The 18,384-nt window shown below is 51.8% G+C and carries 3 protein-coding genes; 1 reads left to right on the forward strand and 2 read right to left on the reverse strand.

Annotated features, from left to right (window positions below; genetic code table 11):
* Nucleotides 1-59: 59 nt before the first annotated feature.
* Nucleotides 60-15,902 (forward strand): choice-of-anchor D domain-containing protein, encoded by a 15,843-nt coding sequence (locus tag AACZ40_RS16000; protein WP_291174710.1) that lies wholly within the window; start codon nt 60-62, stop codon nt 15,900-15,902.
* A 192-nt stretch (nt 15,903-16,094) separates the two neighbouring features.
* On the opposite strand, the gene AACZ40_RS16005 is transcribed toward AACZ40_RS16000, so the two are convergent.
* Nucleotides 16,095-17,897, reverse strand: a complete 1,803-nt coding sequence (locus AACZ40_RS16005; RefSeq protein WP_291174708.1) for an amidohydrolase family protein — start codon at nt 17,895-17,897, stop codon at nt 16,095-16,097.
* On the reverse strand, nt 17,894-18,384 hold a 491-nt coding region (locus tag AACZ40_RS16010; protein WP_339674996.1), incomplete at its 5' end, for a DUF1501 domain-containing protein. The genes AACZ40_RS16010 and AACZ40_RS16005, both read right to left, overlap by 4 nt.

The following is an 18,384-nucleotide window of genomic DNA, read 5'->3' on the forward strand; positions in this document are numbered from 1 at the left end:
ACAGAGGCGATATTTCTCATCCCCCGAGACTTTTGAATCACTTACGAAGGAATGACAGGATGCTATTGACGAACTGGCTCAACACACTCACTTCCAAAATTTCAAAACGCCGTGTTTTTCGATCCCGCGACCGCCGCGACATCCGCAAACGCTGGCAGTCGATCATTCAAAATCAGATCTCCACAACAGAAGCACTCGAAGACCGCACGTTGCTCACCACTTTTTTTGTGGATGATGATTTTACCGGAACGTCTGACTTCTCTGGAACTGATACTGATCCCATTGCAGGCGATGATCAGAATGCGGAATTTGGTTTCACTGCATTTACAACTATCCAGCAAGCGGTGTCCGCAGCAGTCGCAGGCGATACCATCATCGTGGCCGCCGGCACTTATACCGAAGATGTGATCGTGAATACCTCCGTGATTATTCAGGGAGCCAATGCCGGGATTGCTGCGGGGGTTGACCCTGGTGTCCGCGGTCTGGAAAGTGAACTGACCGGCGGGTTTCGTCTCTTTGCAAACGATGTCGTGATTGACGGCTTCAAGATCGTCGAGGGGGCCGGTCCGGCCGGCATTGGCAGTAAATCTGCCGTCTTCATGGCCACCGGCACCACGGGGCATACGATCGAGAATAATATTCTGGAAGGCCCGGGAACAGGAGTCGAAAGTCGTGGTGTGCTCTCCACATTTAATGGAAATAACGACAACATCACGATCCAGAACAACGAAATTTACTATTGGGCCGCCGGTATTCATAACCAGGGCAACACGAATGTAGACATTTTCGGCAACAACATCCATGACGTGGTCGCAGGCGTCGCCAACGACTTCGTTACTGATGTCAGTATCGAAGGCAACGCCTTCAGCAACGCATTGGAAGGTATCGGGGTCTACAATAACATTTCCAATGGCATACCCGATGTAGCCGCTCATGACAACTTTTTTGACTCCTTAACACTCACCAACCCCATCGCTCATTACGGTGGAGATACTGTTGATGCCTCCGGCAACTGGTGGGGCATCACGGACGCAACAACAATCGCTAATTCCATGAAGAGCGACGGTGATGATGGCAACGCTTCGAAGGTCGACTTCACTTCTTACCTGAATATCGGCACAGATACGGAAGATGGAACCGCTGGTTTTCAGGGTGATTTCTCCACACTCAATGTCACTACGTTAGGTGCACAAACAGGCGGAGTGGGGCGGATTCAGGAAGCGATTGATCTGGCTGCATCAGGGGCAACCATTCATATTGCCGCGGGTACATATAATGAGAATGTGAATGTTGATAAATCAGTGACTTTGGACGGTGCAGGGACAGCTGACACTTTTGTTGGTGGCACCGGTAATCTGTTTACCGTGACTGCCGATGATGTGAGCTTTGAGGATATGAATCTTCAAATGCTTAACGCATCACAGGGGATTCGCGTTAATTCTGCTGTCGACAACTTACAGGTTGATAACGTCCGTTTCAGCGATATCAGTACGTATGGTATTGAGATACACAATGATGCCGTTTTAACGAATCTCAGTGTTACAAACAGTTTCTTCGTAGGGACGAGCGGTACCGGCATCCGCATGGCCACGACTGCAGTCGCTGCTGGGATTTATGTCGATAACACTGATTTTAATGGCCTGTCAAGTGCCATCAACGAAGCCAGCAAAAGTGATGCGACAGGTGGTCACCTGAGCGATCTTCAAGTGACCAATTCACAGATTCGCAACATCACCAATGTTGGTATCTATGCTGAAGAACTGCGCGATTCCACATTCAGCGATAACACGTTTACTGACAACTTCCGTGACATCGTATTGAACAACAAATACAATGGTTCCGGCACTGACTTTGGTAATATCTTCATTACCGACAACGATTTTTCCGGTGCTGACAAGCCAACGATTCAGCTCAACAGTAGCGGAGTACCTCTGGAACAGGGGGTCACGATTTCAGGGAATACCATTACCAGTGACGTCGGAGATCTCACTGCCAACTGGGGACGGATTGACGTTTCACTGCACTCCGGTTCCAGCCACGCTCCTGTAGTGATCAGTGACAATACCATTGACTTCATTGGTTCCACCTCAGGTGGTGCAAACAATGTGTTTGGTATCCGCTTGATGGGCGGCTCTGACAATATCACTGTGAGCAGAAATACTCTGTCTGACAGTAATACTGCGGGCGTTCAGACATCCGCTCTCTACGTCGACACCAACAATGCAGACATGGGACCGATCTCTGCAACAGCGCTGATCAACGTGACCAACAATACGATTACCGGTTTTGACGCAGCCGTCAGTGTTTTTGACACACTGAATGGGCTTCCCGGCGGACTGACACCTGGTGCCCAGCTGAATATCAACAACAACTCAGTGGCAGGAAATAGCCTGGGGGTCGTCAGTGGGTTCGGCGCGACAGTCAATGCTTCGGGCAACTGGTGGGGGATCACCGATGAAACAGCGATTGCTGCCTTGATGACTCCAGGGGTTGATTTCTCTTCCTACCTGGATAACAGCACGGATACAGATGGTGGAACCGCTGGATTTCAGGGTGATTTCAGCGTCGTGAATGTAACCGCCCTGGGGGAACAGACCGGGCCTTTGAGCCGGATTCAGGAAGCCATTGTTGCGGTAACTTCTGGTGGGACGATCAATATCGCCAGTGGAACCTATGCAGGTAACGTAGATGCCACAGCAACGGGTATTGATAAAAGTGTGAAGCTGGTCCCCGGCAGCGGTCCGGGGCAGGTGGTCATTGATGGTGATCTGAAACTGGACGGCAACGACATTGTTGATATCGAAGTCAATGGAACAATTGCTGGAACACAATACGACCAGTTTGTCGTCAACGGAGATTTGGCACTGGGTGGTGCGACGCTGAACCTGATTGATGGTCATACCCCAGGGATTGCAGAATCGTTTATCCTGATCAAAAATGATGGACCTAATCCTGTTACTGGAACCTTTAATGGATATCCTGAAGGGCATGAGTTTACCGATTTTCTCGGAGTCGCCGGGCTTTCTGCTTTTCTGACTTATTCAGGCGGAGATGGTAATGATGTTGCGATTTATACTGAGATCCCCAGTCCTGTTGTGACGATCCCCAATGATGGTGCTGCGGATGAATATACCCTGCAGATCATCGGCAGTAACGTCGTTATTACTGAAGTGGGTTCAGGGAATATAATTTCCAATTATCACCTTGCTGCTTTGGGTGGCGCACTGGTCATCAATGGCGAAGCTGGTGAGAACGATACATTGACGATCGATATGACCGGTATCGATGAAACGACAGATCTCCAGATAATCTTTAATGGTGGGGCTGGTGGACATGATACTTTAGAACTGGTTGGTGGCAACCTGGATTCCATGGAGTTTCTCTATGTGGATCCCAGTACCGGAAGCATCAGGCTGAATAACTCAGGCTCAGATTTCATTTCCTATACCGGTCTGGAGCCGGTTACATCCACCGTTAACGCCACAAACGTGACGTTGACTTATACCGGGGGCGCTGAGACCATCGAGATCTCTGATCTGGGCGGTGGACAGACCCGAGTCGATTCTTCTCTCGGAGAAATGACTGACTTTATCAACCCTACGGGAACGTTGACTATCAATGCCGGGACTGGTGCAGATACCATCAACATCATTTCTCTCGCTGCCGACTACAGTGCCAACATTATCATCAATGGCGACGATGAAACTGATACAATCAATGTCGATGCTTCTGTTTCACTGGCTGCGGGGAAATCGATCCAGTTTAATGCGGAAACGTTCGATCTCGATAATGGCTTTTCGGTAGCAGCAGATAGTATCGTCTTCGATGGCACAACAGTTACTCTGGATGGAGATTTAAATTCCGCCAGTATTTCAGGAAATGTGACCACCGTAAATATTGAAGGTTCTGCTGGTGGCGCCGAGATTCAGGACGCCATTGATCTGGCTGCCTCAGGCGCGACCATTAATGTCGCCGCCGGTACTTATAGCGGGCTGATCTCATTGAACAAGTCGGTCGATTTGCTCGGAGCTAATGCAGGTATCGACCCGAATGGCATGGCCCGAGCAGCCGAAAGTATTATTGACCATAATGGTTTTTATGCGATTCAGCCGACTGCGAACGATGTCACAATCGACGGTTTTTCCTTCGAAGGAAACGGCGGACGTGTGATCGATAGCTTCGCAAGTGCGGATAACTTGACCATTGCCAACAACATTTTCAACAACACAAATATTCCGGGGGTTCAAGGTGGCATCCAGTTGCAATCCGGTTCGTTTGATGATTTGACAGTCGAACAAAACCTCTTTCAGTTCACGGGAGACGGAAATGCGTTGGTGGTCGGTGGAGGCGGTTCTTTCGAGAGAATGCACATTGTCGGAAACCACTTCGCTGGAACGACGGGGGGAATCTTCCAAAACGGCGGCACGATCAATGACGCTGTCGTCGAACAGAACGAGTTTACAGGCGGCGTCGGGATGAACATGGGCGCTGCTGGTAATATTCAGATCCGAGAAAACACTTTCGATGGGAATACCTTCACTGGTTTTCAGGTTGGAACAATTGGTGGTGAAATCGTCGGCAACACATTCCAGAACATCGAAGCCAGCCCTGGTTTCTTTGGGCAGGCATTCGAGCTCTGGGGAGGACAGTACGGCACGACTGTTTCAGAGAACGTGACAATCGAGAATAACGTAATCCACTACAACGATGTCGCCGGTGCTGCCGAGCCGACTCACGGGATCCGATTGCGTCTCCCCGATGGAGGATCGGGGATCGATGCATCTACGATTCACATCAACAATAACACATTTCTCGATGGCGGCGTTCGCGGCGATGCCAAAGCGATTCGACATTTCGGTGACCAGACAACCGCAGTCGATGCCTCGGGAAACTGGTGGGGAACCACCAGCGAAAGTAGTATTGCAGCGTTAATGGAAGACGCAGATGGCGGCACACCACTCATGGTCGACTTCACTTCATTCTTGAATGACGGTGCAGACACAAACGTGGGGCTGGCAGGTTTTCAGGGTGATTTCTCCATACTCAATGTCACTACGTTAGGTGCACAAACAGGGGGGGTAGGGCGGATTCAGGAAGCGATTGACAGTGTGGATGCTGGGGGAACGGTCAATATTGCCGCCGGAGAATACACAGAAGCGGGCGCAGCAGGCGGCAACGGAATAAACATTAACAAGTCGGTGACGCTGATCGGTGCCGGTGCGGACGAAGACCCGGGAGTTGGAACGGTCTATGCTCCTGTCAGTGCGGGCGGCCAGGCGAGCAACCACGTCATTAACATCACCGCGACTGATGTGACCATCCAGAACATCTTCGTCGACGGCTTCAAGAATCTGGATTCCAACACCGGCCAATCTTACTCGCGTATCTTCATGTCCACTGCGGATCGCACTACGATCGAAGATGTGGTTTTCCAGAATTACGTCACCGGTGGGATCGAGTTGAACGGTTCCAATGATTCGGTTATCAGAAACGTTACTACCTTCGGTGTGGATCCGGACGGGGCGTACACACCTCTCGATATTGGCTTCGGCACGAGCCAGGACGGCATTCGAATTGTTGATGCAGAGGGAGTGACGATCGAAGACTTTTCTGCCGACACGGTTGAGTACGGAATTGTTGCGTTTCAGGGGCCCACTTCATTCTCGGTCGACAATGTCAGCATTACCAATGCAGAAGTCGGCATTTCGGCTTTAACTCAGTCGTTTAACTTCGGAGGGGGAGCATTCGTTCGGTTCGGCGGGCAGCAGGATGTCACTATTGATGGTGCTGTCAACCTGACGAATGTTGATATCGGATTTCAACTGGTCGACCTGACAAATGATGACTCGGGGATGACGGATTCGGTTACCGGGCTGCCTGGCGGACCGGGAAATGCACCCGACATCAACCTGATCCTCACTGGTAACGAGTCATTTTCGCTGAATAACGTAACAATTCCGGTCCAGCGCCAGGGCGAGGGTTCGGTCCCCAACCTTGCGAATTTTGTGGATGAAATCGGCCTCGATGCGGTCTCCACCGACTTTGATACGTCTGGGTTGCCCCAGGGCGAATGGTACTTCGTAGATCCCTTCGATGCTGTTGCCAAAGTTGCGGCAGAAGCAGTGAATCCGTTAAGTGCCGTGGTTCAAGAGATTTCCTCGACCGATTATTATGTCGGACCCGGTATGGCTATTCAGCCGGCAATCGACGATGCAGCGGGAGGAGAGTCCGTTCGTATTCTCACGGGAAGCTACGCGGGCAACGTTGACGCAGGCAGCAAGGCTGTCTCCCTGCACCCGGGCACCAGTCCCGGTCAGGTGGTGATTAACGGTGATCTGATTTTAAATGGTGATGACGCACTTGATATCGAAATCAACGGTACAACAGCTGGTTCCGGATTTGATCAGATTGTTGTGAATGGTGACGTGACATTAAATGGTGCGGACCTGAACCTGATTGATGGGTTCAATCCCGCTGATGGTGATCGGTTTACTTTAATTCAGAATAATGGAGTCAACCCGGTTTCTGGAGAGTTCGTTGGCTACCCTGAAGGTCATGTGTTCACAAATTTCCTGGGTAGCGGGTTAAATGCCTACCTGACCTATTTGGGTGGTGACGGAAACGATGTTGTGATTCATATGGTCGACTCCACGCCGGAAATCACAGTACCCAACAACGGCGCCGCAGACCAGTACACGCTGGAAATCGTGGGAGGGAATTTTGTTCTCAGCGAAACCGTTTCTGGTACGATCATCTCGACATTTCCCGTAGCTGCCATAAACGGTCCTCTGGTAATTCACGGTGAAGATGGCCAGAACGATACTTTGACCATTGATCTAGACACTATCGATCATACTACGGACATTCAGATCGAATTCAGAGGCGGAACCGGTGGAAATGACGAGCTCATTCTTGAGCGCACGGGAGCTGTCAACTCGGTAGGGCATGTTTTCACGAGTGCCAGTGATGGTAGCATTTTCCTGGATGGGGAATCACAAGCGACGATCACTTATACTGGGTTAGAGCCGATTGATGACCAGATCGTTGCTACCGATCGTACTTTCAGTTTCACCGCAGCTGCTGATGAAACCATCACGCTTTCAAATTATGTTACTGTTGGGGAAACGCTGATCGATTCTACACTGGGAGAATCAGTCAACTTTGTTAATCCCACAGGTACGGTGACCATTTATACGGAAAATGCGCTCGTCATTCCGATTGGTGATGGTGCGGATACTATTAACATCGAAGGTGTCGATGCTGGTTTTACAGCAAATCTGACAGTGATCGCCGGCACCAATGATACGGTTACATTTCTGACGAATCCGACCAATGTGGGAACAGGGAACTTAGACATTACCGCTGGCAGCATTGCATTGAATGCTGCAATTACGACAAGTGGAAATGTCTCCATGAATGCGACGAACGGTTCGATCAGCGGAACCAGCCTGGTGACGGCCACCAACGCAGATCTGCGGGCAACCGGTGACGTCGGTGCCTCGGGAACAGAAGTCGAACTGGCCGTAGACAGCCTGGAAGCAAATGTGACCGGGAGCCTCTATGTTGATAACACGGGGGCCATCAATATCGGTTTTGCGGGCGGGATTAACGGAGTGACCGTTGGTGGTTCTTCCACGATTACTTCGACCGACACGATGACAGTGACGGAAAATATCACGGCAACCGGCGGTGATCTGTTGCTGCAGAATACCGGTGGGGATTTTGTTCTGAATGCCCTGTCGATTATTTCCAACAACAGCACCTTCGCGATCGGCATTGATTCAGCTGGAGCTGTGACTCTGACGGACACTTCCACTGTCACCAGCAGTGGCACCGGTCTGATTGACATTGATGCAGCCAATGACATCGAACTGGCGAATGTGAATACCAGTGGTGAAGTCCAGGTGACGACTTCTGCCGGTGCGATTACCGATATCAGTGGATCCGAAGCAGCATTAATCACCGCTGATACCGTGGCCCTGCGGGCTGCGACGGGCATTGGTGCTACCGGGGCCGATGATATCGATCTGGCTGTCGGAACAGTGTCCGCAGAAACAGCGGCTGGTGATATTTTCATTGAAAGTTCCACCGGGTTTACGGTTGGCACTGTTGATACCCTGGCTGGTATTACGGCGCTCGATAATATTTCACTGGTGACAGGCGGTACGCTGACAGTCGATGACATTATTGAAGCGACCGGAGCAGCTGCTACGATCCTCGTGGACGCACAGGGAGATATTGATGTCAACAGTACGGTAGAAACCAACGGCGGAGCCATTGACCTGCTGGCAGAAAACAATCTGAATCTGAATGCCGCTTCTGTGGTTGATACGAATTCTGCAGCAGTGGTGACGTTGACAGCCGACAGTGACACCACCGGCGGTGGTGCCTTTGTTCAAACAGAAGGTTCCGTGGTCAATGCCCAGGGTGGTGCTCTGAATGTGACCGCAACTGATAATATCAGCCTGGCTGACCTGCAAAGTGCCGGTGGTATCATTACGATTGACTCGAGCAGTGGATCTATTGTTGATAACACCGTTGCAGAAACCGCTCTGATCAGCGGGGGGCAGTTGTCGATCAGTGCTTTGGACGGCATTGGTACTTCTACAGGGGACGAAGACATTGAGACCGCTGTCGGAACGCTGGCTGCGATTACTACTGATAATGATGTCGTCATCAGCAATACGGGAGCCCTGTTGATTAGTGATGTCGCGCCGCTGTCTGGTGTGACTTCCACCAATGGCGCTGTCTCGATTACAACTGCCAGCCCGCTGACCGTTGACAGTAATGTGACCGCAGCCGGGACCGTTACTTTGACATCCACCGATGCAGCTGGTGCCGGGGATGACCTGACGATCAATGCCGGCGTGACTGTTGAATCAACGACAGCTGATGTCGTGCTGAACTCTGGTGATGACTTCTTGTTGTCACTGACGGGCACCGTGCGAGCTGCGACCACCATTGAGATCAACGTTGATCCGATTACCGATGGCACGGGAGCTACCGTTGATCTGCTGGGCAATGTAGACGCCACACTCACCACGATCAACGGTGGAGACGACAACGATACATTCAACATTCTGCCGACACAAGATTCACCGATTACGATCAACGGGGGCGATCCAACGCTACCTACTGTTCCCGGTGATGTGCTCAACCTGGACTTCAGTGGTCTGGTTTCAGCACCGGTTCTGACTCTGGGAGTTGATGCCGGTTCAGGAGCATTCAGCTTCCTGGCCCCCGATACGGAACTGGCCGTGAATTATTCTAGTATTGAAAATGTCAATACGAGTGCCGGGTCTTATCATCTGGTACTGGATATGTTCCAGTCCGGATTCCAGGATGGAAACGGTAATACGATTGATGCGACGGTAGATAACTCAGGTACAGACCTGATATTGGATATCAACAACGACAACTTCTTTACAGGAGCTCAAGCCAATATACTGTCCTTTACTGTAGTGGGGTCTACCGATGACGAGACCTTGAACATCGAAGAAAATGCGAACGGCGATCTGCCTTTCTTCCAGGTGGCCGCTCCGGCAGTGACCGGGTCTGCTGGTTCGCATCTGAATGCCTCTGCGAATACCTATCTGGATGCAACCTATCCGCCAGCCTATACAGTGGATGACATTACGATTCACTACGATGGTGGTGCAGGTATAGACTCTGTTAATGTGATCTTTGCAACAGCTCACGATGTCGCTTACTTCACGGATACTATGGATGGTGCGGGCAGTGGTAATATCACTTCTTCTACCATCGGAGGCACCGATATTGACCTGGGGCTGTCGTTCGCCCGTCTGGAAGGTGTGGGCTTCAGTGGGACTGCTGCCGGTGAATTGCGGGTGGATTCCTCTTCCAATTCACTCACGAACCAGATTGCCATTAACGATGACGGGAATGCTGGAGACGGAATCTCGCAAATTGTTGGTAATATGCAATTTACCAATGTACTTTTCGAAGGCTTCAGTGACCTGCAGGTTCTTTCCGGAATGGGCGCTGATGTGCTGGACCTGATCGGCCTGGACTCTACAACCACTCTGACCGATATTGTTTTGAATGCCGGTGATATCTCGGGAACCGATAATTCCAATGATCGGATCCGAGTGCGATCCACGCCTGCCGGCACGGTTACGAATGTCACCATGCTGGGTGGACTGGGTAATGATCGGTTCCAGTTGTTTGATGGTGCAAATACCGTCGATAATATCTTTGCCGCCATCACAGTGAACGGCCAGGACGGAAGCGATCTTCTGGAGATCGTGGATACCGGCGATGGCAGCGGTGACACGATTGAAGTCACTTCTACAACCGTAGACGGTCTCAGCAGTTCCGCTGGTATCGATGTGACGTTTTCTTTGATTGACAATCTGGATCTGATGACTACTGCCGGTAACGATGTGATCGACGTCAACCTGGGAGCACAGGAAGATCTGGGTATCGTGACGATCAACGGTTTCCAGGGAAGCGATGATTTCTTCCTGCAGGGTGATACGCCCGTTGGCGTTGATACCCGCCTGTTGGGGCATAATGGAAATGACGAGTTCATTTTCGTGGACAGCTATGTGCTGCGAGGCTTCATCAACGGCGGGAATGGAAATGATACGATTGATTACAGCGGCTACACTCCGGTTGTGAATGTAGTTCTGACCGGTCTTGGCAGTTCTGACGGGTTCCAGGGACGTGAAGACAATGGCAGTATTCTCGGAACCGGTCCCGCCAGCCTTGGCTTTAACAATATCGACAATCTGATCGGTACAACCGGCAGTGATACTCTGCAGGGACCGGACTTGAATAACTACTGGGGGATCACCACTCTCGATGGGGGAATGTTGATTGCTGATCGTCTGCCGCTGAGCAGCGGTCGTCCGACAACCGGAGCCGATACGACTGCCAGTGGAGCAGAAGAACGTCTGAACTTCACCAGCTTCCAGAACCTGATTGGTGGTTCACAGGACGATCGCTTCGACCTTAGTGCCGGAGATGGTTTGTCTGGAACTTTGAACGGGGGTCTGGGAAATGACAGCCTGGATTACCGTGACTACGTTACCGGCGTCACAGTCAACCTGTTTGCAGGAACTGCAACCAATATTGGTGGTGGTCTGGTAGCCGGCACTGGTGGCGGTGACGATGACAACAGCATCGAAAATGTCTTCGGTGGTAATGGCGATGACAATATCACCGGCGACAACGACAACAACATCCTGGGTGACGGCCTCGGCAGTGACATCCTGGATGGGGGTGGCTTTGACGCAGGTGGTGGTATCCTGGAAGGTGGAAGCGGCAATGGCGGCAACGATGTGTTCCTGATGGAACCGGGAGCCGGTGGCAGTGCCGATGTGATTACTGACATTCACGGCAACGACACCATCGACTTCCGTTTTGCCAGTGCTGGTATCACGTTTGACGTGGATATTATCAACACGCCTCAGGATGTGTTTGGCGGCAATACCGTCGAATTGCGACAGATCCAGCCCGAACAGCCGGACACCAATCCCAGTTTCATGGAAAATGTGGTCGGCAGCCAGTTCGACGATTATATCTATATCGATCCACTCTCCCAGGATGGCAACTACCCGATTGACGGACCACCGGTTCTGCGTTCTGCAGACGGGCAGGGAGGAACAGACGTGCTGGACTTCGATGCCAAGGGACAGGAAGTAATCGATACCGGTTTCTCTCTGACTGCGGATGGCGTGGGAACAGTCCAGTACCTGAACTTCGAAAATATCACACCTTTTGAAGATAATCCCGCCTTCATCGTAGATAACGGAGATCCGGGATTCACAATTACCGGAGACTGGCCTTACAATCCGGAGAACTTAGCAATCACGAATGGAGTCGGATTTGATGACGACATTCATTCGGTTTCTGGTTTTAATCCGATTGGTAACGGCCCTGCCCAGGCATTCTGGGAATTCTTTGGCCTGACTCCTGGTGTCTACCGTGTTTCCGTCACGTGGCCCGAATCATCGAATCCGTTTGCTGCTACAGATGCACCGTTTACTGTCTATGACGGAGCCCGAACCGAGATTGGCGGCACAGCCTTTGACCTGGGGACATTCGATGTAGATCAGCAGGTGACTCCGGATGATTATTCAGCAGATGGCACAACCTGGGAAATCCTCGGGACATTCTCTGTGAGCAGCAGAACGCTGACTGTGATGCTGACGAATCTGGCCAACGGGCGTATTACCGCTGACGCGATTCGGATTGAACGGGTTTCTGACGGACCGGAGATTGAACTGGTTGATGTAACCGATGCTCTGGCTCCGCCGGCGCTGATTGTAGACGGTCATCCAGACGGAATTCAGTTTGGCCCGACCGAACTGCTGACCGATGTGGTGCGTACGTTTGAAATTACCAATAATGGCTCAGCCGTACTGAATATCAGCAACATTTCATTGCCCGCCGGTTATACCACGGATCTGACAGCACAGGCGATTGGAATCGGCTCTACCATTTCCTTCACCATTACCATGGGGTCGGACAGCTTTGGTGACCGTTCCGGTATCTTCTCATTCGATACGGATGACGTGGATGAATCGACTTTCAATATTCTGCTGGATGGTCAGGTTTCCAACGTGGTTATCATCGACAATGGAGATTCGGACTTTTCAGCACCTGGCTTTGTGGATTTTTCAACCGGGGTGAATGCAGGATCTAACGGTTACGAAGGAGATATCTCCGCGGCTGTTCCCAATGATCCGGGCAATACTCCAGCACCGCCAACGGAAACTGCCACCTGGACCTTTACCGGGCTGGCAGAAGGGAACTATCGGGTCTCTACGACATGGTCTCAACTCTATAATCGTGTGACAGATGCCCCTTATTCTATTAACGGTGGTGCGATTATTGATGTAGATCAGAGCGTAGCACCATCCAGTTTCATCGAAGATGGTGTTGCCTGGTTTGATCTGAGTTCATCGTTTACTGTCGGTGTTGATGGCGAACTGATCGTCACTTTGACGAACGAGGCCAGTAATTTCATTCGTGATAATTACGGTCAGTCAGCTCACGGTGTGATTGCCGATGCCGTTCGTATCGAATATCTGCCGGAACCGGATCTGGAAATCACTGTTGACGGTGGTATCGTCGTGGATGATGACACCGGTATTGTCGACTTCGGCAGCACGATTCCGGGAATCCCGGTGATCAAGCAATTCACAATCACCAACCTGTCTGCAGATGACGTGGATGTAACAGGGTTGATTGAATTCCCACCTGGTTTCAGTATTGATCCCGCATCACCATTCGGTACGGACAATGTTCCAGTCACGATTGCCGGTGGGGACAGTGTTACCTTTAGCATTCAGTTTGACGGTGGCACGAATGGTACTACTTTCGGTCAGATTTCCTTCACAACCGGTGACGCTGACGAGAATCCCTTTAACTTTACCGTTCGCGGAGAATCAGGGCCGGCAACGGTTGGTATCAACGACTCCGACTTCACCCCAACAGGGACCTGGGAAGGCTATACCCCAAGTAACGTGGGTGATCCTCTCTTCCTGACCGCTGGTGAACCGTTCCAGACCGGATCCGGTAGCAATACAGCGACCTGGAACTTTGTTGTAGAACCAGGCCGTTACCAGGTGGTAGCTCACTGGTATGTCAATCCTGATGTGACGATGAACGGTCATGGCGCTGCTTCCAATGCACCTTACACGATCATCGGGGGAGCACTTCCCGTCACCGTACGGGTGAATCAACGGGTCAGTTCCAACGACTTCCTGGATGATGGGATTAATTGGGAATACATTGGTAATCCTGTAGAGATCACAGGCAACTCTTTAATAGTTGAGCTGACGGATGATCTAGCCAACGGTCTGATCTATGCTGATGAGATTCGCATCTATCGAGTGGTAGATCCAGTGGTCGATGTCGTAGTGGACGGCGATAGCCTGGCTGATGGTGGCACGGTCAATTTTGATGATACGATTGAGGGCGCCCCCGTCGTTAAAACATTTACCGTGACAAACTATGGTGAACGAAACATGGCGCTGGGTACGATCTCGATACCTGCTGGATTCAGCATAGTCAGTCCATTGGGTTCATCCAATCTGGCACCAGGTGCATCCACAACGTTTACACTGCAGATGAATGCCAGCTCAGCGGGAAGTTTTTCCGGTGTGGTCTCCTTCGGTGTTGATTCATCCGATGCGAATCCGTTCAACTTTACCGTTTCCGGTTCAGCATCAGATAGTATGATCATCGATAATGGCGATATTGGTTACAGCACCACAGGTGACTGGGTTCCAAGATATGCTACCTCGGTCTACGATTACTACCAGAATGACCAGGATGAATTATTCGGAGGCGATCAGCCTGGTTCGAATACGGCCAGCTGGGAATTCACCAATCTGGCAGAAGGTACCTATCGTATCTCTTCACACTGGGCCTCCCATAGTGGTCTGGAATCGAATGCTCAGTTCGTGATTTCGGGAATTCAGGGTGGTGATATCACTGTTACCCTGGACCAGCGATTTGCTGCCAACGACTTTACTGATGCCGGCGTGAGCTGGGAAACACTCGGTACCTTCCAGGTTGCAGCCGGTGGTACATTCACGATTACATTGCTGGATGATGGCGCAACCAGTAAACTGGCCGCCGATGCGATGCGTCTGGATATCCTGTCTATCGGTTCGATTGCTCCTGAAATTGAAGTACAGGCAGGGGCTGTGAACCTGACCAGTGGTAGCAGCAGTCTCGATCTGGGGACGGCCTTCTATGGTGAATCGCTGTTCCAGACCTTTACGATTACGAATACGGGAACCGATACCCTGAATCTGAGTCCCGTAATTGCTCCTGCCGGGTTCAGTATTTCTGTACCGCTGGGGACAAACACCTTATACGCCGGTCAGTCAACAACCTTTGAAGTCGAATTTAACAATACGACAGCTGCCGGACTGTATAGCGGAACTCTGACCATTCCCAATGATGATGCTGACGAAGCACCATTCACGATTGATCTTTCTGCCACGATGAATGCTTCATTGATTATAGATGATGGGGATGCCGGCTTTAGCAGTTCAGGTGGCTTCTACGCGGTAAACTGGGTGACTTATTTCGAGGGTGATACCCGTCAGTTGTTGACCGGTGCTAACGGAACTGCCACGTGGGACTTCAGCAGTCTGACTGCTGGCAGCTACACGGTCTATGCAACCTGGGCTGCTCATGGAAGCCTGGCTACCAATGCGGAGTACTCAATCAACGCTGGTGGCCCGATTGTGGTCAATCAGCGAGTTGCTCCCAATGATCTGAACAGTGATGGTGCGAACTGGGGAATTCTGGGAGTTGTGAATGTATTAGCCGGTGGTTCGATTTCTGTCGAACTGACTGATAATGCCGCTAATGGAAAAATCCGGGCCGACGCCATTCGCATCGAACGTACCGGTCCATTGATGGCAGCAGCAGGAGTCAGTCCTTCCAATGCTCCTGCCATTACGCAGTCAGATCTGGATTCCGTGCGTGATGCAGCCTTGAATTACTGGAAAGCAACCGGGTTGAGTGAAACTCAGATCAGCCTGCTGGAATCGGTCAACTTTGTCCTGGCAGATCTGCCTGATGCCATGCTGGGAGGAGCGACTACCACAACGATACTGATTGATATCAATGCTGCCGGTTATGGCTGGTTCGTAGATGATACGCCGTTCGACAGCAGCGAGTTCAGCCTGGACGCCGATGGTGACCTAGTGGCTGGTATCGGTAGTGCAGCCTTTGGTCAAATGGATCTGTTGACCGTCATGCTGCATGAAATGGGGCATACGCTGGGATACGATGACCTGGACAGTGATGATTCACTGATGGGTGAAACCCTGGATGCTTCGGAACGTCGTCTGCCTGAGATTGATGACTTCTTCAGCGGTGTGGCAGAGGGAGATAATCCTCTGCTGGATTAGTTGATTCCTCTGATAATGAATGAATGACAGACAGTCCCCGAAAACATCTGGTTTTCGGGGACTGTTTTTATTTTGGATGCTTGTTTTACTGAAAAGTGATGCGGTCCTGCCAGACTGTGTCCCGTTTGAGTGTAGCGTCTCCCGGGTCTTTTATAGTGCGAATAATCGACTGAGAGACGTTATGGATGCGCTCTAATCAGCAGCGGGAGTCAGCAGCTTGCGGAAATTGGTTCCCAGAATCAGCCGTTTGTCGGCTTCCGAAATATTCGCAGCGGTGACTTTGCATAACTCTGTGCCCAGCGATCGGGAGGGCAGGTGGCTGCCGAAGATAATGCGCTCGGCGCCCAGTTCCCGCACTGCCATTTCGATGAAACCGGCAGTGGGGTCAAAGCCAGAGGTTTCCACAAGAATGTTTTCCGAGTCACGGACCGCCCGAATGCCGCGTTCCCATTCGCCACCGGAATGAGCGCAGATGAATTTCTGCTCTGGGAAGCGTTTCGCCAGCACTGCCAGTTCGGAGGGGGTCGTCATCCCAGGACTTTTCTTGCCGCCGGTGATGAACCAGGTATGCTGCATGATCACGCCGTTCAATTCTGCAATCCGCTCAATGAGGGGGACAAAATTGGGATGGGTACACGTGAGTGCCGCGGGTCCGCCTCCGGGAAAATAGACGCCGCGCATGGGTCCGTCCTGTAGCCAGCGATTGAGTGCGTCCAGCGAAGCGGGTACATTGTTGGCGTTGAGTTGGATCATGCCCAGCATCAGATCGGGCCAGCGTTTCAGTGGTATCTCGACGAGATCCGGCTGTGCTTTCAGCTTCTGTTCCAGTTCGCGATCCGTGGTCGTTCCGATGCCGACGTGCGGGAAATAGCAGAGCTTTTCGAACCGGCCTGTTTTGATGGCCGGCATCGCCCGTTCAATTTCTGCGATCAGGCTGGTGCTGCCATCGCGGCCCGGATGTGAATGTGCGGGCGTGAAATACGAATCCCAGATGCGATAGTTTTCCAGTACTTCGCTGTCAGGCAGACCAGCTGACAGGCGTGGGGGAGTCGACTTTGTTGAATCGTGTGTTTTGACTCGAACCCTGGCCGGATGTTTCTGTCTCGCTTTACTGGCAGAAATGAATTGCGTCGCATTGTCTGTGAGTACCGATTTCAGATCTGCATTCTCAAGAATTGAAGATTCATAGACGCGAACCAAAGCCGCTTCAGGAATGAGAAACGGGGCGTGGGAACCGAACAGGACGCGTCCAGCAGGAAGACGTTCCATGAGTGCTGGTACGCCGTCCGTACTTTCCACGCGGGCTGTGTCAAAGTAGATGCCCGGCGTTTGAGAAAGTTTGTTCAGCAGATCCGGTCTGAGTTTTGCATTCAGCAGTTGAAGCCGGAGCCCGGGGATTTTTGTTGCCAGTTCGGGAAGCGGTGCAAGATCGACATCAGGCACCTGCAGCGATTGATGCTGAGTGCGTACATCTTCGAGAGAGACAGCCAGTTGGACGAACAGACCTGCTGTGGTGGCCTGGGTTAACAGCGCCTGCAGACGTGGATCTGTGAGTGTGTAGCCGTGGTAGTTGGGATGCAGGCGGATGCCCGGCATCTGGTGGTTATGCTGGCACTGCTGCAGGTCGGATTCCCAGTCAGGCAGTGTGGGATTGATGGAACCGATGGGGACGAGTTCTGAATAACGCCGGCATTCGTCAGTCAGCCGCTGATTGACGGCAGAAATGTCACGATGCAGAATGCCCTCGTAGCTGCCTGCCCAGGCCAGTTTAATGCCCAGGGCCTGGAGTTTTTTAACCAGTGTCTGTGTGTCGTCGAGCGGAAGTCGTCGAAAGGGCCAGTGAAACAGGCTGACGTTGGTATCAATGATTTCGATCTCAGCTGGCTGTTGCTCTGCAGACAGGAAGGTTTGTCGTCCCAGTGTCGAGGTCAACCCGATTGCAGTAGCGGTCGTCAAAAACTCGCGTCGACTGAATTCACAATCCGGAGAGTTCAACTGAGGATCTCCCTGACCACGCGAGGTGGATTGACACCGGTCAGGCGTTCTTCGAGTCCACTGCGGGTATAGAAGAGTTCCTGATGATGGAGCCCCAGCTGATGGAGAATCGTGGCATGGAAGTCGTGGACACTGACAGGGTTTTCCACAACGCTGTGCCCGAATTCATCGGTCACGCCGTAGGTGGTTCCCCCTTTGATACCGCCGCCGGCCATCCAGGAAGTGAAAGCCTGCATGTTATGGTCGCGGCCCGAGAAGCCGTTGGCCGATTTCTGTGTCGTGGGTGTGCGACCAAATTCACCGCCCCAGATCACCAGGGTTGAGTCGAGCAGGCCCCGTTGCTTGAGGTCTCGAAGCAGGCCGGCAACCGGTTTATCAGTTCGTTGGCACATGGCACGGTGATTGGCGGCGAGGTCAGCATGGCTGTCCCAGGGCTGTTCTTCGAGGAAGATCTGCACAAAACGGACACCCCGTTCGACCAGCCTGC

Source organism: uncultured Gimesia sp. (genome assembly GCF_963972345.1).
Lineage (GTDB): Bacteria > Planctomycetota > Planctomycetia > Planctomycetales > Planctomycetaceae > Gimesia.

Bases quoted from the DNA above. Each gene is read 5' to 3' on its own strand.
- AACZ40_RS16000 (WP_291174710.1), top strand. From the start codon at position 60: ATGCTATTGACGAACTGGCTCAACACACTCACTTCCAAAATTTCAAAA.